Here is a 17,413-nt window from a genome sequence, read left to right as displayed (position 1 = left end):
GCTATCACTCCATCATCTTCTCAATTGGCAGCACCAGAATTGAGCTGGCACCGAGCGCTTTCAGTTTTTCCATCGTTTCCCAGAACAGGGTTTCGCTGCTGACCATGTGCATGGCAACACGCTGCTGGTCGCCGGCCAACGGCAGAATGGTCGGACGCTCAGCGCCAGGCAGCAGGGCGATAACTTCGTCCAGACGCTCGCTCGGCGCGTGCATCATGATGTATTTGGATTCACGAGCCTGAATAACGCCCTGAATACGGGTCAGCAATTTGTCGATCAGTTGTTGCTTGGCGTCGGCCATTTCGCCGTCGCGCTGAATCAGGCAGGCTTTAGAGCGGTAAATGACTTCCACTTCACGCAGACCGTTGGCTTCAAGCGTTGCGCCGGTGGACACCAGATCACAAATCGCGTCGGCCAGACCCGCACGGGGAGCGACTTCTACAGAGCCGTTTAACAGACAGGATTTAAACGACACCCCTTTTTGATCGAGATAACGTTTGAGCAGGTGTGGGTAAGAGGTAGCGATACGCTTACCGTTCAGCGCTGCCGGGCCATCCCAGGCTTCATCAACCGGGGTTGCCAGCGAGAGACGGCAGCCGCCGAAGTCCAGACGACGCAGGGTAAAATAGCGAGGATCTTCACCCTGTGCCCGGCGGTTGAGCAGTTCCTCTTCCAGAACATTTTCCCCGATGATGCCGAGGTCAACAACGCCATCCATCACCAGACCCGGGATATCGTCATCACGTACGCGCAGAATATCGATAGGCATATTCTCTGCCATTGCAATCAGGCGCTGGGTGTGAAGATTAATTTTAATGCCGCAACGGGCCAGCAATTCGCGTGAATCATCGCTTAAACGGCCAGATTTCTGCATAGCTATGCGTAAACGGGTGTTGTCTAACATTCTTTATTCCTCGTTATCCTGTCTGAATCAGTTTGGGTCACGCACAAAAAAAAGCCCCCGGAAGAAATCTTCCGGGGGCTTTCTCATACGCTCATGCACCGCTGGAAGATTTAAATGTCTCCCAGCACACATCGCCTGAAAGACTAGTCAGGATGATGGTGATGATGGTGTTTGAATTGAGCGCGTGTCATAAATTTTCTCGATGAATGTTTATTCATTTGATGTCTTTTAACCTAAACCACTTCAGCTACGGAAAGCAAGGGCTTTTTTTGATCATTAATTCATTTCATATTGATACTATGAATTGTCAGCCACCGTGGGCTGGCGTAGCCTTGCGTTATAGGCCAAAAGTCAGGAGAGAAGGCATGAAAAAGGTCGCAATTGTCGGATTAGGTTGGTTAGGCATGCCGTTAGCCATGTCGCTGGCGGCGAGAGGCTGGCAGGTTACCGGCAGCAAAACCACATTGGATGGGGTGGAAGCGGCCCGCATGAGCGGTATCGAGAGTTACTCGCTGCGCCTGGAACCTGAACTGGTCTGTGAGGCTGACGATCTCGACGCACTGATGGACGCCGATGCGTTGGTTATTACGCTGCCTGCACGCCGTAGCGGTCCTGGGGAAGCATTTTACCTGCAGGCAATGCAGGAACTGGTCGACAGCGCGCTGGCGTATCGGATCCCGCGAATTATTTTTACCAGTTCGACGTCAGTCTATGGTGACGTTCAAGGAATAGTGAAAGAGGGGACGCCACGTAATCCGGTCACGGCAAGTGGTCGTGTTCTGAAAGAACTTGAAGACTGGTTGCACAATTTACCTGGCACGTCGGTGGATATTTTGCGTCTGGCCGGGTTAGTTGGTCCGGGAAGACATCCTGGTCGCTTCTTTGCCGGCAAGACGGCGCCAGACGGACATCATGGCGTCAATCTGGTGCATCTGGACGATGTGGTTTCTGCCATCACGTTACTGCTGCAAGCGCCTAAAGGGGGACACATCTATAATATATGTGCGCCTATGCATCCGGCGCGTAACGTGTTCTATCCGCAGATGGCCCGCCAGTTGGGGATGGAGCCGCCGGAATTTCGCGACGGTACGGATAACGGTAAAGGTAAAGTCATTGATGGCAACCGTATTTGTAATGAGCTTGGGTTTGAGTACCAGTATCCTGATCCGCTGGTGATGCCGATGGAGTGACAAGCCAGCAGAGTGCCGCTGTATACCGCCAGGGGGCGAGTATGAAACCACTGCTGGACGTTCTTATCATCCTCGATGCCTTAGAAAAAGAGGGCAGTTTCGCGGCGGCGTCGGCAAAATTGTTTAAGACGCCGTCTGCGCTTAGCTACACCGTCCATAAGCTGGAAAGCGATCTTAATATTCAGCTACTCGATCGCAGCGGGCACCGGGCTAAGTTCACCCGCACCGGACAGATGCTGCTGGAAAAGGGGCGGGAGGTGCTGCATACCGTTCGTGAACTCGAAAAGCAGGCCATTAAACTACACGAAGGCTGGGAGAATGAACTGGTTATTGGCGTAGATGATACGTTTCCCTTTTCACTGCTGGCCCCACTCATCGAGTCTTTCTATCAACACCACAGCGTGACGCGTCTGAAATTTATCAATGGCGTGCTGGGCGGCTCATGGGATGCCCTCACTCAGGGCCGGGCGGATATTATTGTCGGTGCCATGCATGAACCCCCTGCAGCGAGCGAATTTGGCTTTGCACGGTTGGGGGTTCTGGAACAGGTGTTTGTGGTTGCGCCGCATCACCCGCTGGCGCAGGAACAGGAACCGTTAAATCGTCGTACTATTCGCCGTTTTCGCGCCATTGTAGTGGGCGACAATGCGCAGCATGCCAACGTCTCAGGTTCTCAGGTGCTTGACGATCAGGAAGCCATTACCGTTTTTGACTTCAAAACCAAGCTGGAACTACAAATCAGCGGCCTGGGATGTGGCTATATTCCGCGCTATCTGGCGCAGCGATTTCTGGAGAGCGGCGCACTGATTGAGAAAAAAGTGGTCGCGCAAATTGTCCTTGAACCCGTGTGGATAGGCTGGAATGAACAGACCGCCGGGTTGGCCAGTGCCTGGTGGCGGGATGAAATTTTAGCAAATAGTGCTATTGCGGGGGTGTATGTTAAAACGGCTGCTGACAAATCAATCAGTTAAGAAAAAATATTCTTTTGTGGCCACTTCAATCTCTTGTTATTTCTCCCCAATTTAGTGCAAAATACGCCGCTTGCAAAAAATGACATTAACCGACGTTTTAATACGCGTCGGTTATTTTTTTGCATCAAACCAATCATTCATAAAAGAGGCCGGGCTTCGTACCGGATAGATACTTACTTAAAAATCGACAGTTGTTGTCGCTGAGGATTAACAAAAAATGGGGCAATTTTTTGCTTACGCGACGGTTTTCGCCGTAATGGGGGATAACCATGTCGCATAACGCTACTCCAAACACCTCTCGCGTGGAATTACGTAAAACGCTTACGCTGGTTCCGGTTGTCATGATGGGCCTTGCCTATATGCAGCCGATGACGCTGTTCGATACATTCGGTATCGTATCAGGAATGACCGATGGTCACGTCCCGACAGCTTACGCCTTTGCACTGATCGCCATCCTCTTTACCGCACTGAGCTACGGTAAACTGGTACGCCGCTATCCGTCTGCAGGCTCTGCCTACACTTACGCCCAGAAATCCATTAGTCCGACAGTTGGCTTTATGGTGGGTTGGTCATCACTGTTGGACTACCTGTTCGCCCCGATGATCAACATTCTGTTGGCGAAAATTTATTTTGAAGCGCTGGTGCCCTCAATTCCATCGTGGATGTTCGTGGTGGCGCTGGTGGCCTTTATGACCGCCTTCAACCTGCGTAGCCTTAAATCCGTTGCGAATTTCAACACCGTAATCGTGTTGTTGCAGGTGGTGCTGATTGCGGTGATCCTCGGCATGGTCGTTTATGGCGTGTTCGAAGGGGAAGGTGCCGGTACGCTGGCGAGCAGCCGTCCATTCTGGTCTGGTGATGCCCACGTGATCCCGATGATCACCGGTGCGACCATCCTGTGCTTCTCGTTCACCGGTTTTGACGGTATCAGCAACCTGTCAGAAGAAACCAAAGACGCTGAGCGCGTGATCCCGCGTGCGATTTTCCTGACCGCGCTGATTGGTGGCCTGATCTTTATCGTCTCCACCTATCTGTTGCAGTTGTACTTCCCGGATATTTCGCGCTTTAAGGATCCAGATGCTTCGCAGCCGGAAATCATGCTGTATGTTGCCGGTAAGTTCTTCCAGGTCGGCGCGCTGATTTTCTCTACCATTACCGTACTGGCGTCCGGTATGGCGGCGCATGCAGGCGTTGCGCGTCTGATGTACGTGATGGGTCGTGACGGCGTATTCCCGAAAAGCTTCTTCGGTTATGTACACCCGAAATGGCGTACTCCGTCCATGAACATCATTCTGGTTGGGGCGATTGCTCTGTTGGCAATCAACTTCGACCTGGTGATGGCGACGGCGCTGATTAACTTTGGTGCGCTGGTGGCATTTACCTTCGTTAACCTGTCGGTAATCTCCCAGTTCTGGATCCGTGAGAAGCGTAACAAGACGCTGAAAGATCACTTCCAGTACCTGTTCCTGCCAATGTGCGGTGCGCTGACCGTTGGCGCGCTGTGGGTGAACCTGGAAGAAAGCTCAATGGTTCTGGGCTTAATCTGGGCGGGTATCGGTCTGATCTACCTGGCTTGCGTGACCAAAAGCTTCCGCAACCCGGTCCCACAGTACGACGAAGATATCGCGTAATAACTGCATTTAGCTGAAAAAAAACGGAGACATGTTCTCCGTTTTTTTATACGTGGGATTTATACAATCTCTTCGGCATACTGCCAGAGTGATTTCAGCAGCATCAACTTTTCTTTGTTATCCGCATATTGCTGGCTCAATAGCTGCAATTCATTGGCGTAATTTTGCAAAAACTCCGGTGTGAATACCTGGCGACGATGGTCCAGCCAGCGCTGCTGTTCAGCTTCGTCCAGCGTTCCCGGGAAGTTACGTGCACGGTAATTAAACAACAGTTTTTCAATGCGCTTATCGACAAAGGAGATATCCAGCGCCGGTAAATTGCGTGGTTCGGTTTCCAGAACGATTTTCATCGCCGCACGGTCAGCATCGCTGAAAAAGCCGTTGTACAGTTGGGCATCCACGTTATCTGATGGAGTAAAGGGTTCCGCATCGGCAAAGATCGCGACCACTTTGTCGCGTATCTGCGGGTTTTCGCGCAGAACTTTGAGATTATCCAGACAATGCTGGCGGTTAATGCCAAGACGGTCGGCATCTTCCGGACGCAGGGTATTCGCCTGTGCCAGTACCGGGCATTTGTTGATGTGCACCAATTTAACCGGTACGGCCGGGTTATCACCCAGATCCGCTTTAGACGTGTAGAGCCGCTCGCGCAGGGCGTCGCTGTCGAGTTCGAGCAGCGGCGAAATATCACCAGCTAAGTCGACCATAATAACCGCGTTACGATTCTCCGGATGCCACGCCAATGGCGCCACCCAACTGGTGTTACCGCGCCATGCGCCGAACATACCAGAGACATGGACCAGAGGTTTCATTTGCGGGACATCAACCAACGCGGCCAGCTTGTGCTTATTACGATGGCTGTAGAGATAATCAAACAGACGCGGCTGACGTGACTTCACTAATTGCGCCATTGCGATCGTGGCGTATACGTCCGCCATCGCATCGTGAGCATTGGCATGCTCAATACCATTAGCTTTGGTCAAATGCTCCAGGCGGAAGCTGGGTAAGCCGTCGTCGTTTTCCGGCCAGTTAATGCCTTCAGGGCGCAGGGCATAGCAGGCGCGCATCACATCCAGCAGATCCCAGCGCGAATTATCGTTCTGCCAACTCCAGGCATAGGGATCGTAGAAATTGCGATACAGGATGTTGCGCGTCACCTCATCATCGAAGCGCACGTTGTTATAGCCCAGGATACAGGTTTTCGGCACGGTGAACAGGGCGTGGATGCGCGCAGCAAAAGCGGCTTCATTCTCTCCCTTTTCACGTGCTTCCTGCGGTGTGATACCCGTAATCAACACCGCCTCAGGCTGCGGCAGATAATCGTCCGCGGGTTTGCAATAAAAGACTTCTGGTTCACCGATGATGTTGAAATCATTATCTGTGCGGATAGCCGCAAATTGCGCGGGTCTGTCCAGCGCCGGATGGGTACCAAAGGTCTCGTAATCGTGGAAGAGAAAACCAGGTTGCTGCTTGCCGTCATTCATTGTTCAGTTATGTCCGGGATCAATTTAGCGCTCGTCCAAGAATACCAAAAAATAGTGAGATAATCAGCTATGGTATTATCGAAGCTGGATTGTGTACGCAATAAAGTTGAGATAAACAGGACTTTTATAGAATTAATAAATAAATTCCGCACTGTTAAAATAAATTACGGAAATAAAATATCTTGGAGTTGCGGATTTGTAAACAATCTAATTGATAACCATTATTGTTATTTTCTTCTTCTTTTATTGTGTTCTGGAAACTTTAAAAGTCTTTTATAAACAAAGGGTTTTTATTTGTGTCAATTCGCTGTCATGCATTGTAATGAAATGTGATTGATGTAAAAAATAAATATTCTAAACGCCATATAATTATTGGATATATCTAATAACAGGAGGTTATATGAGCATTAGTCGGCGTAATTTTTTGCGAGGAGTGGGTATAGGCTGTTCAGCCTGTGCGATAGGCAGTTTCCCGCCTGGGGCACTGGCACGAAATTCTCCTGAGAGTATCAAAGGGAAGACATCCCTGACGCCAAGTTTGTGTGAAATGTGTTCTTATCGTTGCCCGATACAGGCGCAGGTAATTAATAACAAAACGGTTTTTATTCAAGGGAACCCTAATGCGCCTCAACAAGGCACGCGTGTCTGCGCTCGTGGCGGCAGCGGCGTTAGCCTGGTCAACGACCCTCATCGCATTGTTAAACCCATGAAACGCACAGGACCTCGCGGGAGCGGAGAATGGCAGGTTATTAGCTGGGAACAAGCGTATAAAGAAATTGCCGAAAAAATGACGGCAATCAAAACGCAGCATGGTCCTCAGGGCGTCGTGTTTTCTTCTAAATCCGGTTCGCTTTCAGGGCATTTATTTCAACTGGCGACGGCTTTCGGATCGCCAAACACCTTTACGCACGCGTCGACATGCCCTGCCGGAAAATCGATTGCCGCCAAAGTGATGATGGGCGGCGATTTGGCCATGGATATCGCCAATACCCGTTATATGGTCTCTTTTGGTCACAACCTTTATGAAGGGATTGAGGTTGCCGAAACGCATGAACTGATGACGGCGCAGGAAAAGGGCGCAAAAATGGTCAGCTTCGACCCCCGTCTGTCCGTCTTCTCCAGCAAGGCAGATGAATGGCATGCGCTCAAACCGGGCGGCGACTTGCCGGTGTTGATGGCCATGTGTCACGTCATGATCAATGAAAAATTGTATGACGCGGACTTCGTTGCGCGCTACACCACAGGGTTTGACCAACTGGCAGAAGCAGTACAAGAGACCACGCCAGAATGGGCGCAACAGCAAGCTGATGTGCCTGCTGATGTCATTGTTCGGGTCACCCGAGAAATGGCCGCCTGCGCGCCTCATGCTATCGTCAGCCCGGGCCATCGTGCGACGTTCTCGCAAGAAGAAATTGATATGCGGCGCATGATTTTTACCCTCAATGTGCTGCTTGGCAATATTGAGCGTGAAGGCGGTTTGTACCAGAAAAAAGCGGCGGCAACTTATAATAAGCTGGCTGGCGAGAAGGTCGCTCCGGTGCTGGCAAAACCCGATGTCAAATTACCCAAGCCAACGGCGCAGCGTATCGATTTGGTAGCCCCGCAGTTTAAGTACATCGCGGCGGGCGGTGGTGTGGTGCAAAGCATCATTGATGCTGTGTTAAACCAGACGCCTTATCCGGTGAAGGGATGGATTATGTCCCGACACAACCCTTTCCAAACCGTAACCTGTCGACCAGATCTGGTCAAAACCGTTGAACAGCTCGACCTTGTGGTCAGTTGTGATGTTTATCTAAGCGAAAGCGCGGCGTATGCCGACTACCTTTTGCCTGAATGTACTTACCTTGAGCGCGATGAAGAAGTTTCAGACATGTCGGGTCTGAATCCAGCCTATGCCCTGCGCCAGCAGGTAGTAGAACCTATTGGTGATGCGCGTCCAAGCTGGCAAATCTGGAAAGAGCTGGCCGTGCAGTTAGGCCTTGGGCAATTCTACCCATGGCAGGATATGCAAACGCGTCAGTTATACCAGCTTAATGGCGATCATGCGCTGTCTGCTGAACTGCGTGAGAAAGGGTATCGGGAGTGGGGTGTTCCGTTACTGCTGCGTGAACCTGAAGCGGTGCGTCAGTTTGTGGAACGCTATCCGGGCGCGGTGGCGGTTGACAGCGACGGTACCTATGGCGAGCAACTGCGCTTTAAATCCCCTTCAGGAAAAATAGAGCTTTATTCTGAAGAGCTGGAGACGCTCCTGCCTGGCTACGGTATTCCGCGCGCGCGCAATTTTGCGCTCAAAGGCGATAGTGAGCTCTATTTTATCCAGGGAAAAGTGGCGGTTCATACCAACGGTGCGACGCAATACGTGCCACTGCTTAGCGAGTTGATGTGGGACAACGCGGTGTGGATCCACCCGCAAACGGCCCGTGAAAAAGGCATCAAAAGCGGCGATGACATCTGGCTGGAAAATGCGACCGGCAAGGAAAAAGGCAAAGCGCTGGTCACCGCCGGAATTCGGCCCGATACGCTGTTTGTTTATATGGGGTTTGGCGCCAAGGCGGGAGCCAAAACCGCGGCGACAACGCACGGTATCCATTGCGGTAATTTGCTTCCGCATGTCACCAGTCCGGTTTCCGGTACAGTGGTCCACACCGCTGGCGTTACGCTTCGTCGGGCATGAGAAAGGAGAACATCATGAATCAAGCAACAAACCCTTATGTCATGCTGCATGACGAGAAACGCTGTATCGGCTGTCAGGCATGTACGGTTGCCTGCAAAGTTTTGAATGACGTGCCAGAGGGATTTAGCCGTCTACAGGTGCAGATCCGTTCACCCGAACATGAACCCGAGGTGCTATCCCACTTCCAGTTTGTTCGCGTTTCCTGTCAGCATTGTGAAGATGCGCCGTGTGTCAGCGTTTGTCCGACCGGTGCGTCATTTCGCGACGAAAATGGCATTGTGCAAGTGGATAAGTCTCGCTGTATTGGCTGTGACTATTGCGTTGCCGCTTGTCCGTTCCACGTCCGTTATCTCAATCCGCAAACGGGAATTGCCGACAAATGTAACTTCTGTGCAGATACCCGACTGGAGACTGGACAATCGCCCGCCTGCGTTTCCGTTTGCCCGACGGATGCGCTGAAATTTGGTCGTCGTGACGACCCGGAAATTCAGCACTGGATAAATCAAAAAGAGGTTTATCGCCAGCAGGATACGCGTAGCGGCCCGGTGAGTGTTTATCGGCGTAAAGAGATCCATCAGGAGGGTAAAGCATGAATTCTATCTGGGGAGCAGAGCTTAACTATGCGCCGGACTACTGGCCGCTGTGGCTCATTTATGCAGGCGTTGTTATTGTGCTGATGATTGCGGGCCTGGTTATACACGCGCTGTTACGTCGGATGTTGTCACCCAAAACAGCAACTGGAGAAGAACATCGGGATTACCTCTATTCGCTGGCAGTTCGCCGCTGGCACTGGGGTAATGCGCTGCTTTTTATCCTGCTTCTGCTGAGTGGCCTGTTTGGGCACTTCTCTGTCGGACCGGTGGCATTGATGGTGCAGGTACATACCTGGTGCGGTTTCGCCCTGTTGGCCTTCTGGGTTGGTTTTGTGCTAATCAACGCAACCAGCGGCAACGGTTGTCATTATCGGGTGAAGTTTAACGGGTTGATATCACGCTGCTTGTTGCAAACGCGTTTTTATCTGTATGGCATCATGAAAGGTGAGCCGCACCCGTTTGCAGCAACGGCAGAGAGTAAATTTAACCCGCTACAACAGTTGGCTTATCTGGCCATCATGTATGCGCTGGTTCCGCTGTTGATCATTACCGGGTTGTTATGTCTCTACCCGCAGGTAATAGGGGCAGGGCCTGTGATGCTGGTGCTGCATATGGTGTTGGCGATTGTCGGCTTACTGTTCATCTGTGCACATATTTACCTGTGCACGCTGGGTGACACACCGGGGCAAATTTTCCGCAGCATGATAGATGGCTATCATCGTCATCGCACCCATCGCGCAGAGACAGCACCGCGCAAAGGGTAATGCCCGCCGCGGTTGATATCTGAAAACCTTTCCTTACAGCAAGAAAATGTGCCTTATGTCACATTTTCTTGCAATTTATCCATGTTTGTTCGCCAGAACTTCCGTAAAAAGAACGGCTATTTTTCCATTTCCTGAGGACATGCTGTTGAAACGCCGTTTGTTTATTGCCGCTTCACTCTTTGCGATGAGTTTTTCGCCCGCTTACGCGACCGAGGTCGTAAGCTTTTCCCCACAGCCACCCGCGATTAATGCCGGAGCGTGGGTATTAATGGATTACACCACGGGCCAAATCCTGACAGCCGGAAATGAACACCAGCAGCGCAACCCTGCCAGCCTGACCAAGCTGATGACTGGCTATGTTGTCGATCGCGCAATCGACAGCAAGCGTATTAGTCCGACAGATATTGTCACCGTTGGGCGCGACGCCTGGGCGAAAGATAATCCGGTATTCGTCGGTTCATCCTTAATGTTCCTGAAAGAAGGGGATCGCGTTTCTGTGCGCGACCTGAGTCGTGGGTTAATTGTTGATTCCGGTAATGATGCCTGTGTGGCGCTGGCGGATTACATCGCCGGAGGGCAGCCGCAGTTTGTCGCGATGATGAACAACTATGTGCAAAAGCTGAACCTGCGGGACACGCATTTTGAAACGGTACATGGTCTGGATGCGCCAGGTCAGCATAGCTCAGCTTACGATCTGGCCGTGCTGTCGCGAGCTATCATCCATGGAGAGCCGGATTTCTACCATATGTACAGTGAAAAAAGCCTTACCTGGAACGGAATCACGCAGCAAAACCGTAACGGTTTGTTGTGGGATAAAACCATGAACGTCGACGGTCTGAAGACTGGGCATACCTCCGGCGCTGGATTCAACCTGATTGCTTCTGCTGTTGATGGGCAGCGCCGCCTGATTGCGGTTGTGATGGGGGCGGAGAGTGCGAAAGGACGTGAAGACCAGGCGAGAAAACTGCTGCAATGGGGACAACAGAACTTCGATACCGTGCAGGTTTTACGTAGCGGTAAGCAGGTCGGTATTGAACGGATCTGGTATGGCGATAAAGAAAAAATTAGCCTTGGCACAGAGCAGGATTTCTGGATGGCCCTGCCTAAAGCCGAAGTCGCGAATATCAAGGCAAAATATGTTCTTGATAAGAAAGAACTGGTCGCCCCCATTGCAGCCCATCAACGTGTGGGGGAAATTGAACTCTACGATCGGGATAAACTGGTGGCGCACTGGCCTCTGGTTACGCTGGAGTCTGTCAACGAAGGTGGCGTCTTCTCGCGTTTGAGCGATTACTTCCGCCATAAGGCGTAGTTTTCCTGATGTGCCTGACTGGCAAGAGTGCGAATCTGCTCACATAATAATCACTGATTCCTTGTGGCCGTCATACCTAAAAATTACACTGTATATAAATACAGTGTAATAACGGAGGTTATATGGAGTACGAGATAAAGCAGGTCGAGAAACGCATAATTGCCGGTTTCCATATGGTTGGACCGTGGGAACAAACGGTAAAGCAAGGTTTCGAACAGTTAATGATGTGGGTCGACGGTAAGCAGATCGTACCGCTGGAATGGATAGCCGTTTATTACGACAATCCTGACGTTGTTCCGGCGGAAAAACTTCGTTGTGATACCGTGGTGTCTGTGCCTGAAGGTTTTGAGATCCCGGAAAACAGCGAAGGCGTGATCCAGACCGAGCTGGCAGGTGGCGACTATGCTATAGCCGTTGCGCGCGTTGAAAATCATGACTTCGCGACGCCGTGGTATCAGTTTTTTGAGCGCCTGATGCAGGATTCGACGTATGCGATAGCGGCTAAACCCTGTTTTGAAGTTTATATGAACAACGGCATGGAGGACGGTTACTGGGACATTGAAATGTACGTGCCGGTACAGTTGAAGTAACTGTTTTTGGTGTAAATCAGGATGAATGTCCTGGTCATCAGGATGATGTTTTCACCGTAAAAACAGGTACAATTCGCTTCTTTGCTATTCCCTGACGGAGTGCATGAGTGCGTGCAGATAAGTCTCTGAGTCCTTTTGAAATTCGTTTGTATCGTCATTATCGTGTGGTGCATGGCATTCGCATTGCGCTGGCGTTTCTTCTTACTTTTCTGTTGGTACGCCTGTTAAACATTCCCGAAGGTACATGGCCTCTGATCACGCTGGTGGTGATTATGGGGCCAATTTCTTTTTGGGGTAACGTTGTTCCCAGAGCGTTTGAGCGTATAGGCGGAACGATCCTGGGCTCGGTGCTTGGATTGATTGCCCTGCGTCTGGAACTCTTTTCGCTTCCGCTAATGCTGATCTGGTGCGCGGTGGCGATGTTTCTCTGTGGCTGGTTGGCATTGGGTAAAAGGCCGTATCAGGCGCTGCTGATTGGCATTACGCTTGCCGTGGTCGTGGGGGCGCCTGCCGGAGATATGAATACCGCGTTATGGCGCGGTGGCGATGTTATTTTGGGCTCGTTACTGGCGATGTTGTTTACCGGCATCTGGCCGCAGCGGGCATTTATACACTGGCGTATCCAATTGGCACATTGTGTGACGGGATATAATCGGGTGTATCAGGCCGCGCTATCCCCTAATTTGCTTGAGCAACCGCGGCTTGAGAAGCATTTACAGCAGCTCTTAAGCGACGTTGTCAAAATGCGCGGGCTCATCGTTCCCGCCAGTAAAGAAACCCGTATTCAAAAATCCATTTTTGAGGCTATTCAAACGGTTAACCGCAATCTGGTCTGCATGCTTGAGCTGCAAATTAATGCACTTTGGGCCAGCCGCACCAGCCACTTTGTCATGCTGAATGCGCAAACTTTACGTGAAACTCAGCTCAGGACGCAGCAGGCGCTACTGACCATAACCCACGCCTTGTACGAAGGGAATCCGCAGCCGGTGCTTGCCAATACGGAAAAGCTCAATGACACCGTGGCGGAGTTACGTCAGCTCATTGCTGAGCATAAAGGCGATTATGTCGCAGAAACGCCCATTCACGGCTACGTTTGGTTGAACATGGAAATGGCGCGACAGCTGGAGTTGCTCTCACATTTAATCTGTCGCGCGCTGCGCAAATAAAGAGCAGATGAGGCGATAGGTTCTACTGCTGCTTCGATTCAGCAAAGATTAGAGGTATGATACTGAAAAAGGCTAAAACCATTGGTAACTGCAATGGCTTTACCCTCGATAATTCAGGTTTCAACCATGCATTGTCGATGCAGATGCAACTTGAAGTATGGCGGGCATGAAAGTAATGTTGACCCACTTTAGCCGTTGTTTTAACGAATCCGAATCTCACATTATCAGGGGTGTAAAAATGGAAACTACCAAGCCTTCTTTCCAGGACGTGCTGGAATTTGTTCGTCTGTTCCGTCGTAAAAACAAACTGCAACGTGAAATTCAGGACGTTGAGAAAAAGATCCGTGACAACCAGAAACGCGTTCTGCTGTTGGACAACCTGAGCGACTACATCAAGCCTGGAATGAGCGTGGAAGCGATTCAGGGCATTATCGCCAGTATGAAAAGCGATTATGAAGATCGTGTTGATGATTACATCATCAAAAACGCTGAGATCTCTAAAGAGCGCCGCGACATCTCTAAAAAGCTGAAAGCGATGGGCGAAGTGAAAAACGCCGATGCGAAAGCTGAGTAACGATTTTATGCTCGTTTGGGTCGCTGCTTAGCGGCGGCCCTTATTGCAGTTCGACCCCGCCAGTTACCATCCGCAACAAATGTTGTTCCGGCCAGTGCAATGTTAATTTTTTCTGCGTCAGCATCCATTTAATGTAGTCCACATCATGACGCTTTCTGTCGAGCATCAGACCGACGACGCTGCCGCTGTGCGCGACGTTGACACCGTATAAATCACATTCTTCTACCAGTGCTAATAGTGAATCAAAATCTGGTTTAGGTAACAGCAACTGGCTGGCGATCGCGCTCAGCGTGGCGGCCTCGCCCATCCGATAAGGGTTTTGACTGATACAGGCTTCCTGTACCTTTTCCCATGCGCGTTTCAGTGCTGGGGCACCCGCCAGTAGCCCTGACTGACGTGGAGTACGGTGATAATCAGCAGTAAGCAAGATTTCCGGACTTTCGAGAACCAGCAGATCGAGTTGAGGCTGGGATTCACAGGCAATTTGCGTGGAGGCGTCGTTATGATCGAACAGCGTAAGCTGGCGGAAAACGGTGCTGTCGGTAGGTTCCAGCGAAACGCAAAGCTGCGCCAGAGTGGATTCGTCTAGCTGATGCCCCAGATACTGTGCCGTGGCGATTGCCGTGGCGGCGATATCCGCTGTGCTGCTGGCCATCCCTTTAGCGACAGGAATGGTTGACTGGACATCTATTCGGATATCCTGACTCATGTGTGCCGGGTATTGCCAGTGCAGCAATAACCTCTCAACCATTGCTCGCGAAAGTGGACGTTCATCTGTCAGCGGTGAACCTGAAGTGACCTCAACGGTGCTATACCATTCAACCGGGCAGGAGACCAATTTCTCACTGCCCAGAATCCAGCCCTGGATAAGTTCTCCGCACGATGCGGGACATTGCGCAACAGCCACGTCTTCACCTATGTGATCAGCAATCCTCGGCGCATAGTGTCATGGCGATCGCGCTATTACCATGATTTGCCGCAATTTGAGGTGCTGCAGTATTATGCAGGAATGCCCAATGTCACAGTTTCAGATATCGCTAAACGCATAACGTCTTGCGCAATCATTAGCTCTTCATTGGTATTAATCACTGCTACTTTGACCATCGCATTTTCCGTTTGAATGAAGGTGGCATTACGCTGATTTTTTTCCTCATCAACGGCCAGACCCAGGAAATTCAGGTTACGACAAATCGCAGCGCGCGCCCGTGCGGAGTTTTCGCCAATACCACCGGTAAAAACCAGGGCATCCAGACCGCCCATCTGCATAATATAGCTACCAATGGTGGCACGAATGCGCTCAGCAAAAAGCGTCAACGCCAGCGCAGCCTGGTGATTGCCCGTATCTGCGGCATGTTCAACGTCGCGGTAGTCAGGTGAGATGCCAGAAACACCGAGCAATCCGGACTCATTGTTGAGCAATTGGTTGAGCTGCTGGGGTGTTTTGCCTTCTCGCAGGGCTATCCAGGGCAAAATGGATGGATCAATATCGCCACTTCGCGTGCCCATCATCACGCCAGACTGTGGTGTAAAGCCCATTGACGTATTCACCGATTGTCCGCCTTTGATCGCGCAGATGCTGCTGCCGTTGCCCAGATGACAACAAACAACGCGCAGGGCGCTGAGTGGCACACCCAGTTTTTCAGCAAGCTGTGAGCTAACGTATTTGTGGCTGGTACCATGAAAACCGTAACGACGAATACCCAACTCGACATAGTAACGCCAGGGCAGGGGATAGATGAAAGAAGGCTCATCAAGCGTTTGATGAAACGCGGTGTCGAACACCGCAACGGCTGGCGTTTTGGGCAATAGCTGGCGGAATACCGCGATCCCCAACGCATTTACTGGGTTATGCAGAGGAGCCAGTTCCGCGAGTCGCTCGATTTCTGCCAGCGTTTCATCAGTTACCAGCGCGGAGTCTTTAAAGGATTCCCCGCCGTGTGCGACGCGGTGGCCCACGCCGTCGATCTCTTCCAGACTGCTGATAATGTGGTGGTTGAGCAGTTTTTCCAGAAGCAACGTTACGGCTTCACGGTGATCTGCTACGGGCAAAGTCTCCTGCCATTTCTGCGCTGGTGTTTTTAGGGTGACCTGTGCATCAGACAAACCGATACGTTCTATCAACCCCTGGCAGATCATTTCACCCTGCGGCATCGCCAGTAGTTGAAACTTAAGCGAGGAACTACCTGCATTAATGGCCATTATTTTGTGAGACATGAAGGTTCCTTTGCATTCAGAAAAATGAACATCTCATCGACCCCGGTATTCTCCAGCGCGCTGGTGACAAATACTTCTTGCGCACCAGCCTGAACTAACCAACTCTCCACAAGAGAAATACGCTGCGGGTTGGCTAAATCGGCTTTGGTAACGAGGCCAATAACGGGTCGGTTCATTGGTCCGGTAAAACCGGGAGAAAATGGTGACCACGGCGCGTCTGCATTGAGTACCAGCGCAATAATGTCCGCTTCACAGGCGCTGGCCAGCAGCGCACTGTACAGGCAGCGGTTCTCAAGATATTCACCCGGTGTGTCTATTGTCGTAGGAGACCAGACTATGGCCTGGGTCTTCTGATAGTGGAGCACCTCTCCGCGCATGCACTGCGTGAGCGACGTTTTACCGCACTGGCTGGGACCAATTAGCATGATACGTTTCATGAGATTACGTCCGGGTGATGGGACACGCGGTAAAACGCATCATTTCGCCCAGCGTTCGGGTTACCTGTTTCAGCGCGTACTCAACGGCTGAAACATCGCCCGTCAGTACCACCGCGCCGGTAAACCGGTCGAGAAAACCAATCTCTACCGCCCCTGATTTCGTGGCGATATCACAGGCGATGATTGAGGCTTCGCTAGGGGTAATGGTCAGAATACCGATCGCTGAAACCGAATCAGGTAATCCCAATTTCTTGAACAAATCCTTACCGGGATTGGCGATAAGGTGCGCCAACGTGACCTGTTTGCCAGGAACATATTCCTGAATCATACGATCCGTGGTGGGTTGTCTTTCCATTATCCTTCCACCATTTGTCGCCACATGCTTTCGTGTGGACGGGGGATGACCGAGCGGTAAACCAGCAGGCCTTTTTCACCCGCACTTTCACTGGCAACCGTCACCGCGTTATTCACATCGGATACATCGCCAGCTACGACCATGTAACACTTGCCGCCAATACCAAATGCCATATGGACGCGTACCAGCGTGACGTTGGAGGCTTTAACAGCCCGGTCGGCGGCGCAGATGCAGGCAGCAACGCTCCATGTTTCGACAATACCAACTGCCTGACGCCTATCTACGCTGTTTAGTCCGCTGATTGCGGGGAGTACGCTGGCATGAATGTTGGGGAGTACCAGACTATCAACGAGCATATCGCCAGCAAGAGATGTTCCAGTGGCAATCGCCTGTTGTACGGCACCTACGTCACCACCGAGCATGAGTAGAAATTTTCCCGGGCAGATGGTCTTGCTGACCAGTAAATTCACATTCGCGCTTTTTAACATGGCATCGCCAGCTTCCATTCCTTTGGCAATGCTGGTGAGTTCTAAAATCCCTATAGCCTGAGACAT

General features: G+C 51.3%; 18 protein-coding genes, 1 pseudogene and 1 other annotated feature. Of the genes and pseudogenes, 11 read left to right on the top strand and 8 right to left on the bottom strand.

Annotation, left to right across the window (positions count from 1 at the left end; all coding sequences use genetic code 11):
* Positions 1-4 precede the first annotated feature (4 nt).
* Together hisG and hisL are read right to left on the bottom strand one after the other, a co-directional pair.
* Positions 5-904, bottom strand: a complete 900-nt coding sequence (gene hisG, locus OGV74_RS13670) for an ATP phosphoribosyltransferase (RefSeq protein ID WP_003030161.1) — start codon at positions 902-904, stop codon at positions 5-7.
* A gap of 45 nt (positions 905-949) precedes the next feature.
* Positions 950-1,072, bottom strand: a sequence feature (His leader region).
* Entirely contained in the window at positions 1,048-1,095 is a 48-nt protein-coding gene (gene hisL, locus OGV74_RS13665) for a his operon leader peptide (protein WP_100250077.1), read from the bottom strand. Its footprint overlaps the feature before it by 25 nt.
* A gap of 174 nt (positions 1,096-1,269) precedes the next feature.
* Here hisL and OGV74_RS13660 point away from each other — a divergent pair, with 174 nt between their 5' ends.
* The 4 genes and pseudogenes from OGV74_RS13660 to plaP all read left to right on the top strand — a co-directional run bounded on the left by OGV74_RS13660 (position 1,270) and on the right by plaP (position 4,696).
* Positions 1,270-2,094 carry an SDR family oxidoreductase gene (locus tag OGV74_RS13660; protein ID WP_003838968.1) on the top strand — a complete coding sequence of 275 codons (825 nt, stop codon included), beginning with the start codon at positions 1,270-1,272 and terminating at the stop codon, positions 2,092-2,094.
* Positions 2,095-2,135: 41 nt separating this feature from the next.
* A pseudogene (locus tag OGV74_RS13655) lies at positions 2,136-3,120 on the top strand (LysR family transcriptional regulator).
* A 162-nt stretch (positions 3,121-3,282) separates the two neighbouring features.
* Positions 3,283-3,345 (top strand): membrane protein YoeI, encoded by a 63-nt coding sequence (yoeI, locus tag OGV74_RS23305; protein ID WP_099045591.1) that lies wholly within the window; start codon positions 3,283-3,285, stop codon positions 3,343-3,345.
* Positions 3,335-4,696, top strand: a complete 1,362-nt coding sequence (gene plaP / locus OGV74_RS13650) for a putrescine/proton symporter PlaP (RefSeq protein WP_003030167.1) — start codon at positions 3,335-3,337, stop codon at positions 4,694-4,696. The genes yoeI and plaP overlap by 11 nt, the downstream gene beginning before the upstream one ends.
* Before the next feature lie 59 nt (positions 4,697-4,755).
* Here plaP and sbcB read toward each other — a convergent pair whose 3' ends face one another.
* Positions 4,756-6,180 (bottom strand): exodeoxyribonuclease I, encoded by a 1,425-nt coding sequence (gene sbcB, locus OGV74_RS13645; protein ID WP_003838973.1) that lies wholly within the window; start codon positions 6,178-6,180, stop codon positions 4,756-4,758.
* A gap of 400 nt (positions 6,181-6,580) precedes the next feature.
* Between sbcB and phsA the strand changes: the two genes are divergently transcribed.
* From phsA to OGV74_RS13610, 7 genes are all read left to right on the top strand, one after another.
* On the top strand, positions 6,581-8,854 hold the full coding sequence (phsA, locus tag OGV74_RS13640; RefSeq protein ID WP_032949575.1) for a thiosulfate reductase PhsA: 2,274 nt from the start codon (positions 6,581-6,583) through the stop codon (positions 8,852-8,854).
* Between the two features lie 14 nt (positions 8,855-8,868).
* Positions 8,869-9,447, top strand: a complete 579-nt coding sequence (gene phsB, locus OGV74_RS13635; RefSeq protein WP_003838976.1) for a thiosulfate reductase electron transport protein PhsB — start codon at positions 8,869-8,871, stop codon at positions 9,445-9,447.
* On the top strand, positions 9,444-10,211 hold the full coding sequence (phsC, locus tag OGV74_RS13630) for a thiosulfate reductase cytochrome B subunit (protein WP_003030179.1): 768 nt from the start codon (positions 9,444-9,446) through the stop codon (positions 10,209-10,211). Before phsB ends, phsC begins: the two co-directional genes overlap by 4 nt.
* A gap of 139 nt (positions 10,212-10,350) precedes the next feature.
* The gene (gene dacD / locus OGV74_RS13625) at positions 10,351-11,523 is read left to right on the top strand and encodes a serine-type D-Ala-D-Ala carboxypeptidase DacD (protein ID WP_032935099.1); all 1,173 of its coding nucleotides are present in this window, start codon (positions 10,351-10,353) and stop codon (positions 11,521-11,523) included.
* A 122-nt stretch (positions 11,524-11,645) separates the two neighbouring features.
* The gene (sbmC, locus tag OGV74_RS13620) at positions 11,646-12,113 is read left to right on the top strand and encodes a DNA gyrase inhibitor SbmC (RefSeq protein WP_003030184.1); all 468 of its coding nucleotides are present in this window, start codon (positions 11,646-11,648) and stop codon (positions 12,111-12,113) included.
* A 107-nt stretch (positions 12,114-12,220) separates the two neighbouring features.
* Positions 12,221-13,279, top strand: a complete 1,059-nt coding sequence (locus tag OGV74_RS13615; RefSeq protein ID WP_003030186.1) for an FUSC family protein — start codon at positions 12,221-12,223, stop codon at positions 13,277-13,279.
* A 238-nt stretch (positions 13,280-13,517) separates the two neighbouring features.
* Positions 13,518-13,853 (top strand): DUF496 family protein, encoded by a 336-nt coding sequence (locus OGV74_RS13610; RefSeq protein WP_003030187.1) that lies wholly within the window; start codon positions 13,518-13,520, stop codon positions 13,851-13,853.
* A gap of 40 nt (positions 13,854-13,893) precedes the next feature.
* Here OGV74_RS13610 and OGV74_RS13605 read toward each other — a convergent pair whose 3' ends face one another.
* From OGV74_RS13605 to pduT, 5 genes are all read right to left on the bottom strand, one after another.
* Positions 13,894-14,760, bottom strand: a complete 867-nt coding sequence (locus OGV74_RS13605) for a GHMP family kinase ATP-binding protein (RefSeq protein WP_057063971.1) — start codon at positions 14,758-14,760, stop codon at positions 13,894-13,896.
* 92 nt (positions 14,761-14,852) lie between these two features.
* Positions 14,853-16,067 carry an acetate/propionate family kinase gene (locus tag OGV74_RS13600; protein ID WP_003030191.1) on the bottom strand — a complete coding sequence of 405 codons (1,215 nt, stop codon included), beginning with the start codon at positions 16,065-16,067 and terminating at the stop codon, positions 14,853-14,855.
* Entirely contained in the window at positions 16,052-16,504 is a 453-nt protein-coding gene (gene pduV / locus OGV74_RS13595) for a propanediol utilization protein PduV (RefSeq protein ID WP_071697568.1), read from the bottom strand. Before pduV ends, OGV74_RS13600 begins: the two co-directional genes overlap by 16 nt.
* A gap of 4 nt (positions 16,505-16,508) precedes the next feature.
* The gene (pduU, locus tag OGV74_RS13590; protein ID WP_003030198.1) at positions 16,509-16,859 is read right to left on the bottom strand and encodes a propanediol utilization microcompartment protein PduU; all 351 of its coding nucleotides are present in this window, start codon (positions 16,857-16,859) and stop codon (positions 16,509-16,511) included.
* On the bottom strand, positions 16,859-17,413 hold the full coding sequence (pduT, locus tag OGV74_RS13585) for a propanediol utilization microcompartment protein PduT (RefSeq protein ID WP_016150580.1): 555 nt from the start codon (positions 17,411-17,413) through the stop codon (positions 16,859-16,861). The genes pduU and pduT overlap by 1 nt, the downstream gene beginning before the upstream one ends.

Origin of the sequence: Citrobacter sp. Cf116, assembly GCF_030336505.1 — a bacterium.
GTDB lineage: Bacteria > Pseudomonadota > Gammaproteobacteria > Enterobacterales > Enterobacteriaceae > Citrobacter > Citrobacter freundii.
The sequence above is the reverse complement of the archived record's forward strand: the minus strand, read 5'-3'. Positions and strand labels throughout refer to the sequence as shown.

Coding starts and splice junctions, on each gene's coding strand:
- hisG (WP_003030161.1), bottom strand. CDS start 904: ATGTTAGACAACACCCGTTTACGCATAGCTATGCAGAAATCTGGCCGT.
- OGV74_RS13660 (WP_003838968.1), top strand. CDS start 1,270: ATGAAAAAGGTCGCAATTGTCGGATTAGGTTGGTTAGGCATGCCGTTA.
- plaP (WP_003030167.1), top strand. CDS start 3,335: ATGTCGCATAACGCTACTCCAAACACCTCTCGCGTGGAATTACGTAAA.
- sbcB (WP_003838973.1), bottom strand. CDS start 6,180: ATGAATGACGGCAAGCAGCAACCTGGTTTTCTCTTCCACGATTACGAG.
- phsA (WP_032949575.1), top strand. CDS start 6,581: ATGAGCATTAGTCGGCGTAATTTTTTGCGAGGAGTGGGTATAGGCTGT.
- phsB (WP_003838976.1), top strand. CDS start 8,869: ATGAATCAAGCAACAAACCCTTATGTCATGCTGCATGACGAGAAACGC.
- phsC (WP_003030179.1), top strand. CDS start 9,444: ATGAATTCTATCTGGGGAGCAGAGCTTAACTATGCGCCGGACTACTGG.
- dacD (WP_032935099.1), top strand. CDS start 10,351: ATGCTGTTGAAACGCCGTTTGTTTATTGCCGCTTCACTCTTTGCGATG.
- sbmC (WP_003030184.1), top strand. CDS start 11,646: ATGGAGTACGAGATAAAGCAGGTCGAGAAACGCATAATTGCCGGTTTC.
- OGV74_RS13610 (WP_003030187.1), top strand. CDS start 13,518: ATGGAAACTACCAAGCCTTCTTTCCAGGACGTGCTGGAATTTGTTCGT.
- OGV74_RS13600 (WP_003030191.1), bottom strand. CDS start 16,067: ATGTCTCACAAAATAATGGCCATTAATGCAGGTAGTTCCTCGCTTAAG.
- pduV (WP_071697568.1), bottom strand. CDS start 16,504: ATGAAACGTATCATGCTAATTGGTCCCAGCCAGTGCGGTAAAACGTCG.
- pduU (WP_003030198.1), bottom strand. CDS start 16,859: ATGGAAAGACAACCCACCACGGATCGTATGATTCAGGAATATGTTCCT.
- pduT (WP_016150580.1), bottom strand. CDS start 17,413: ATGTCTCAGGCTATAGGGATTTTAGAACTCACCAGCATTGCCAAAGGA.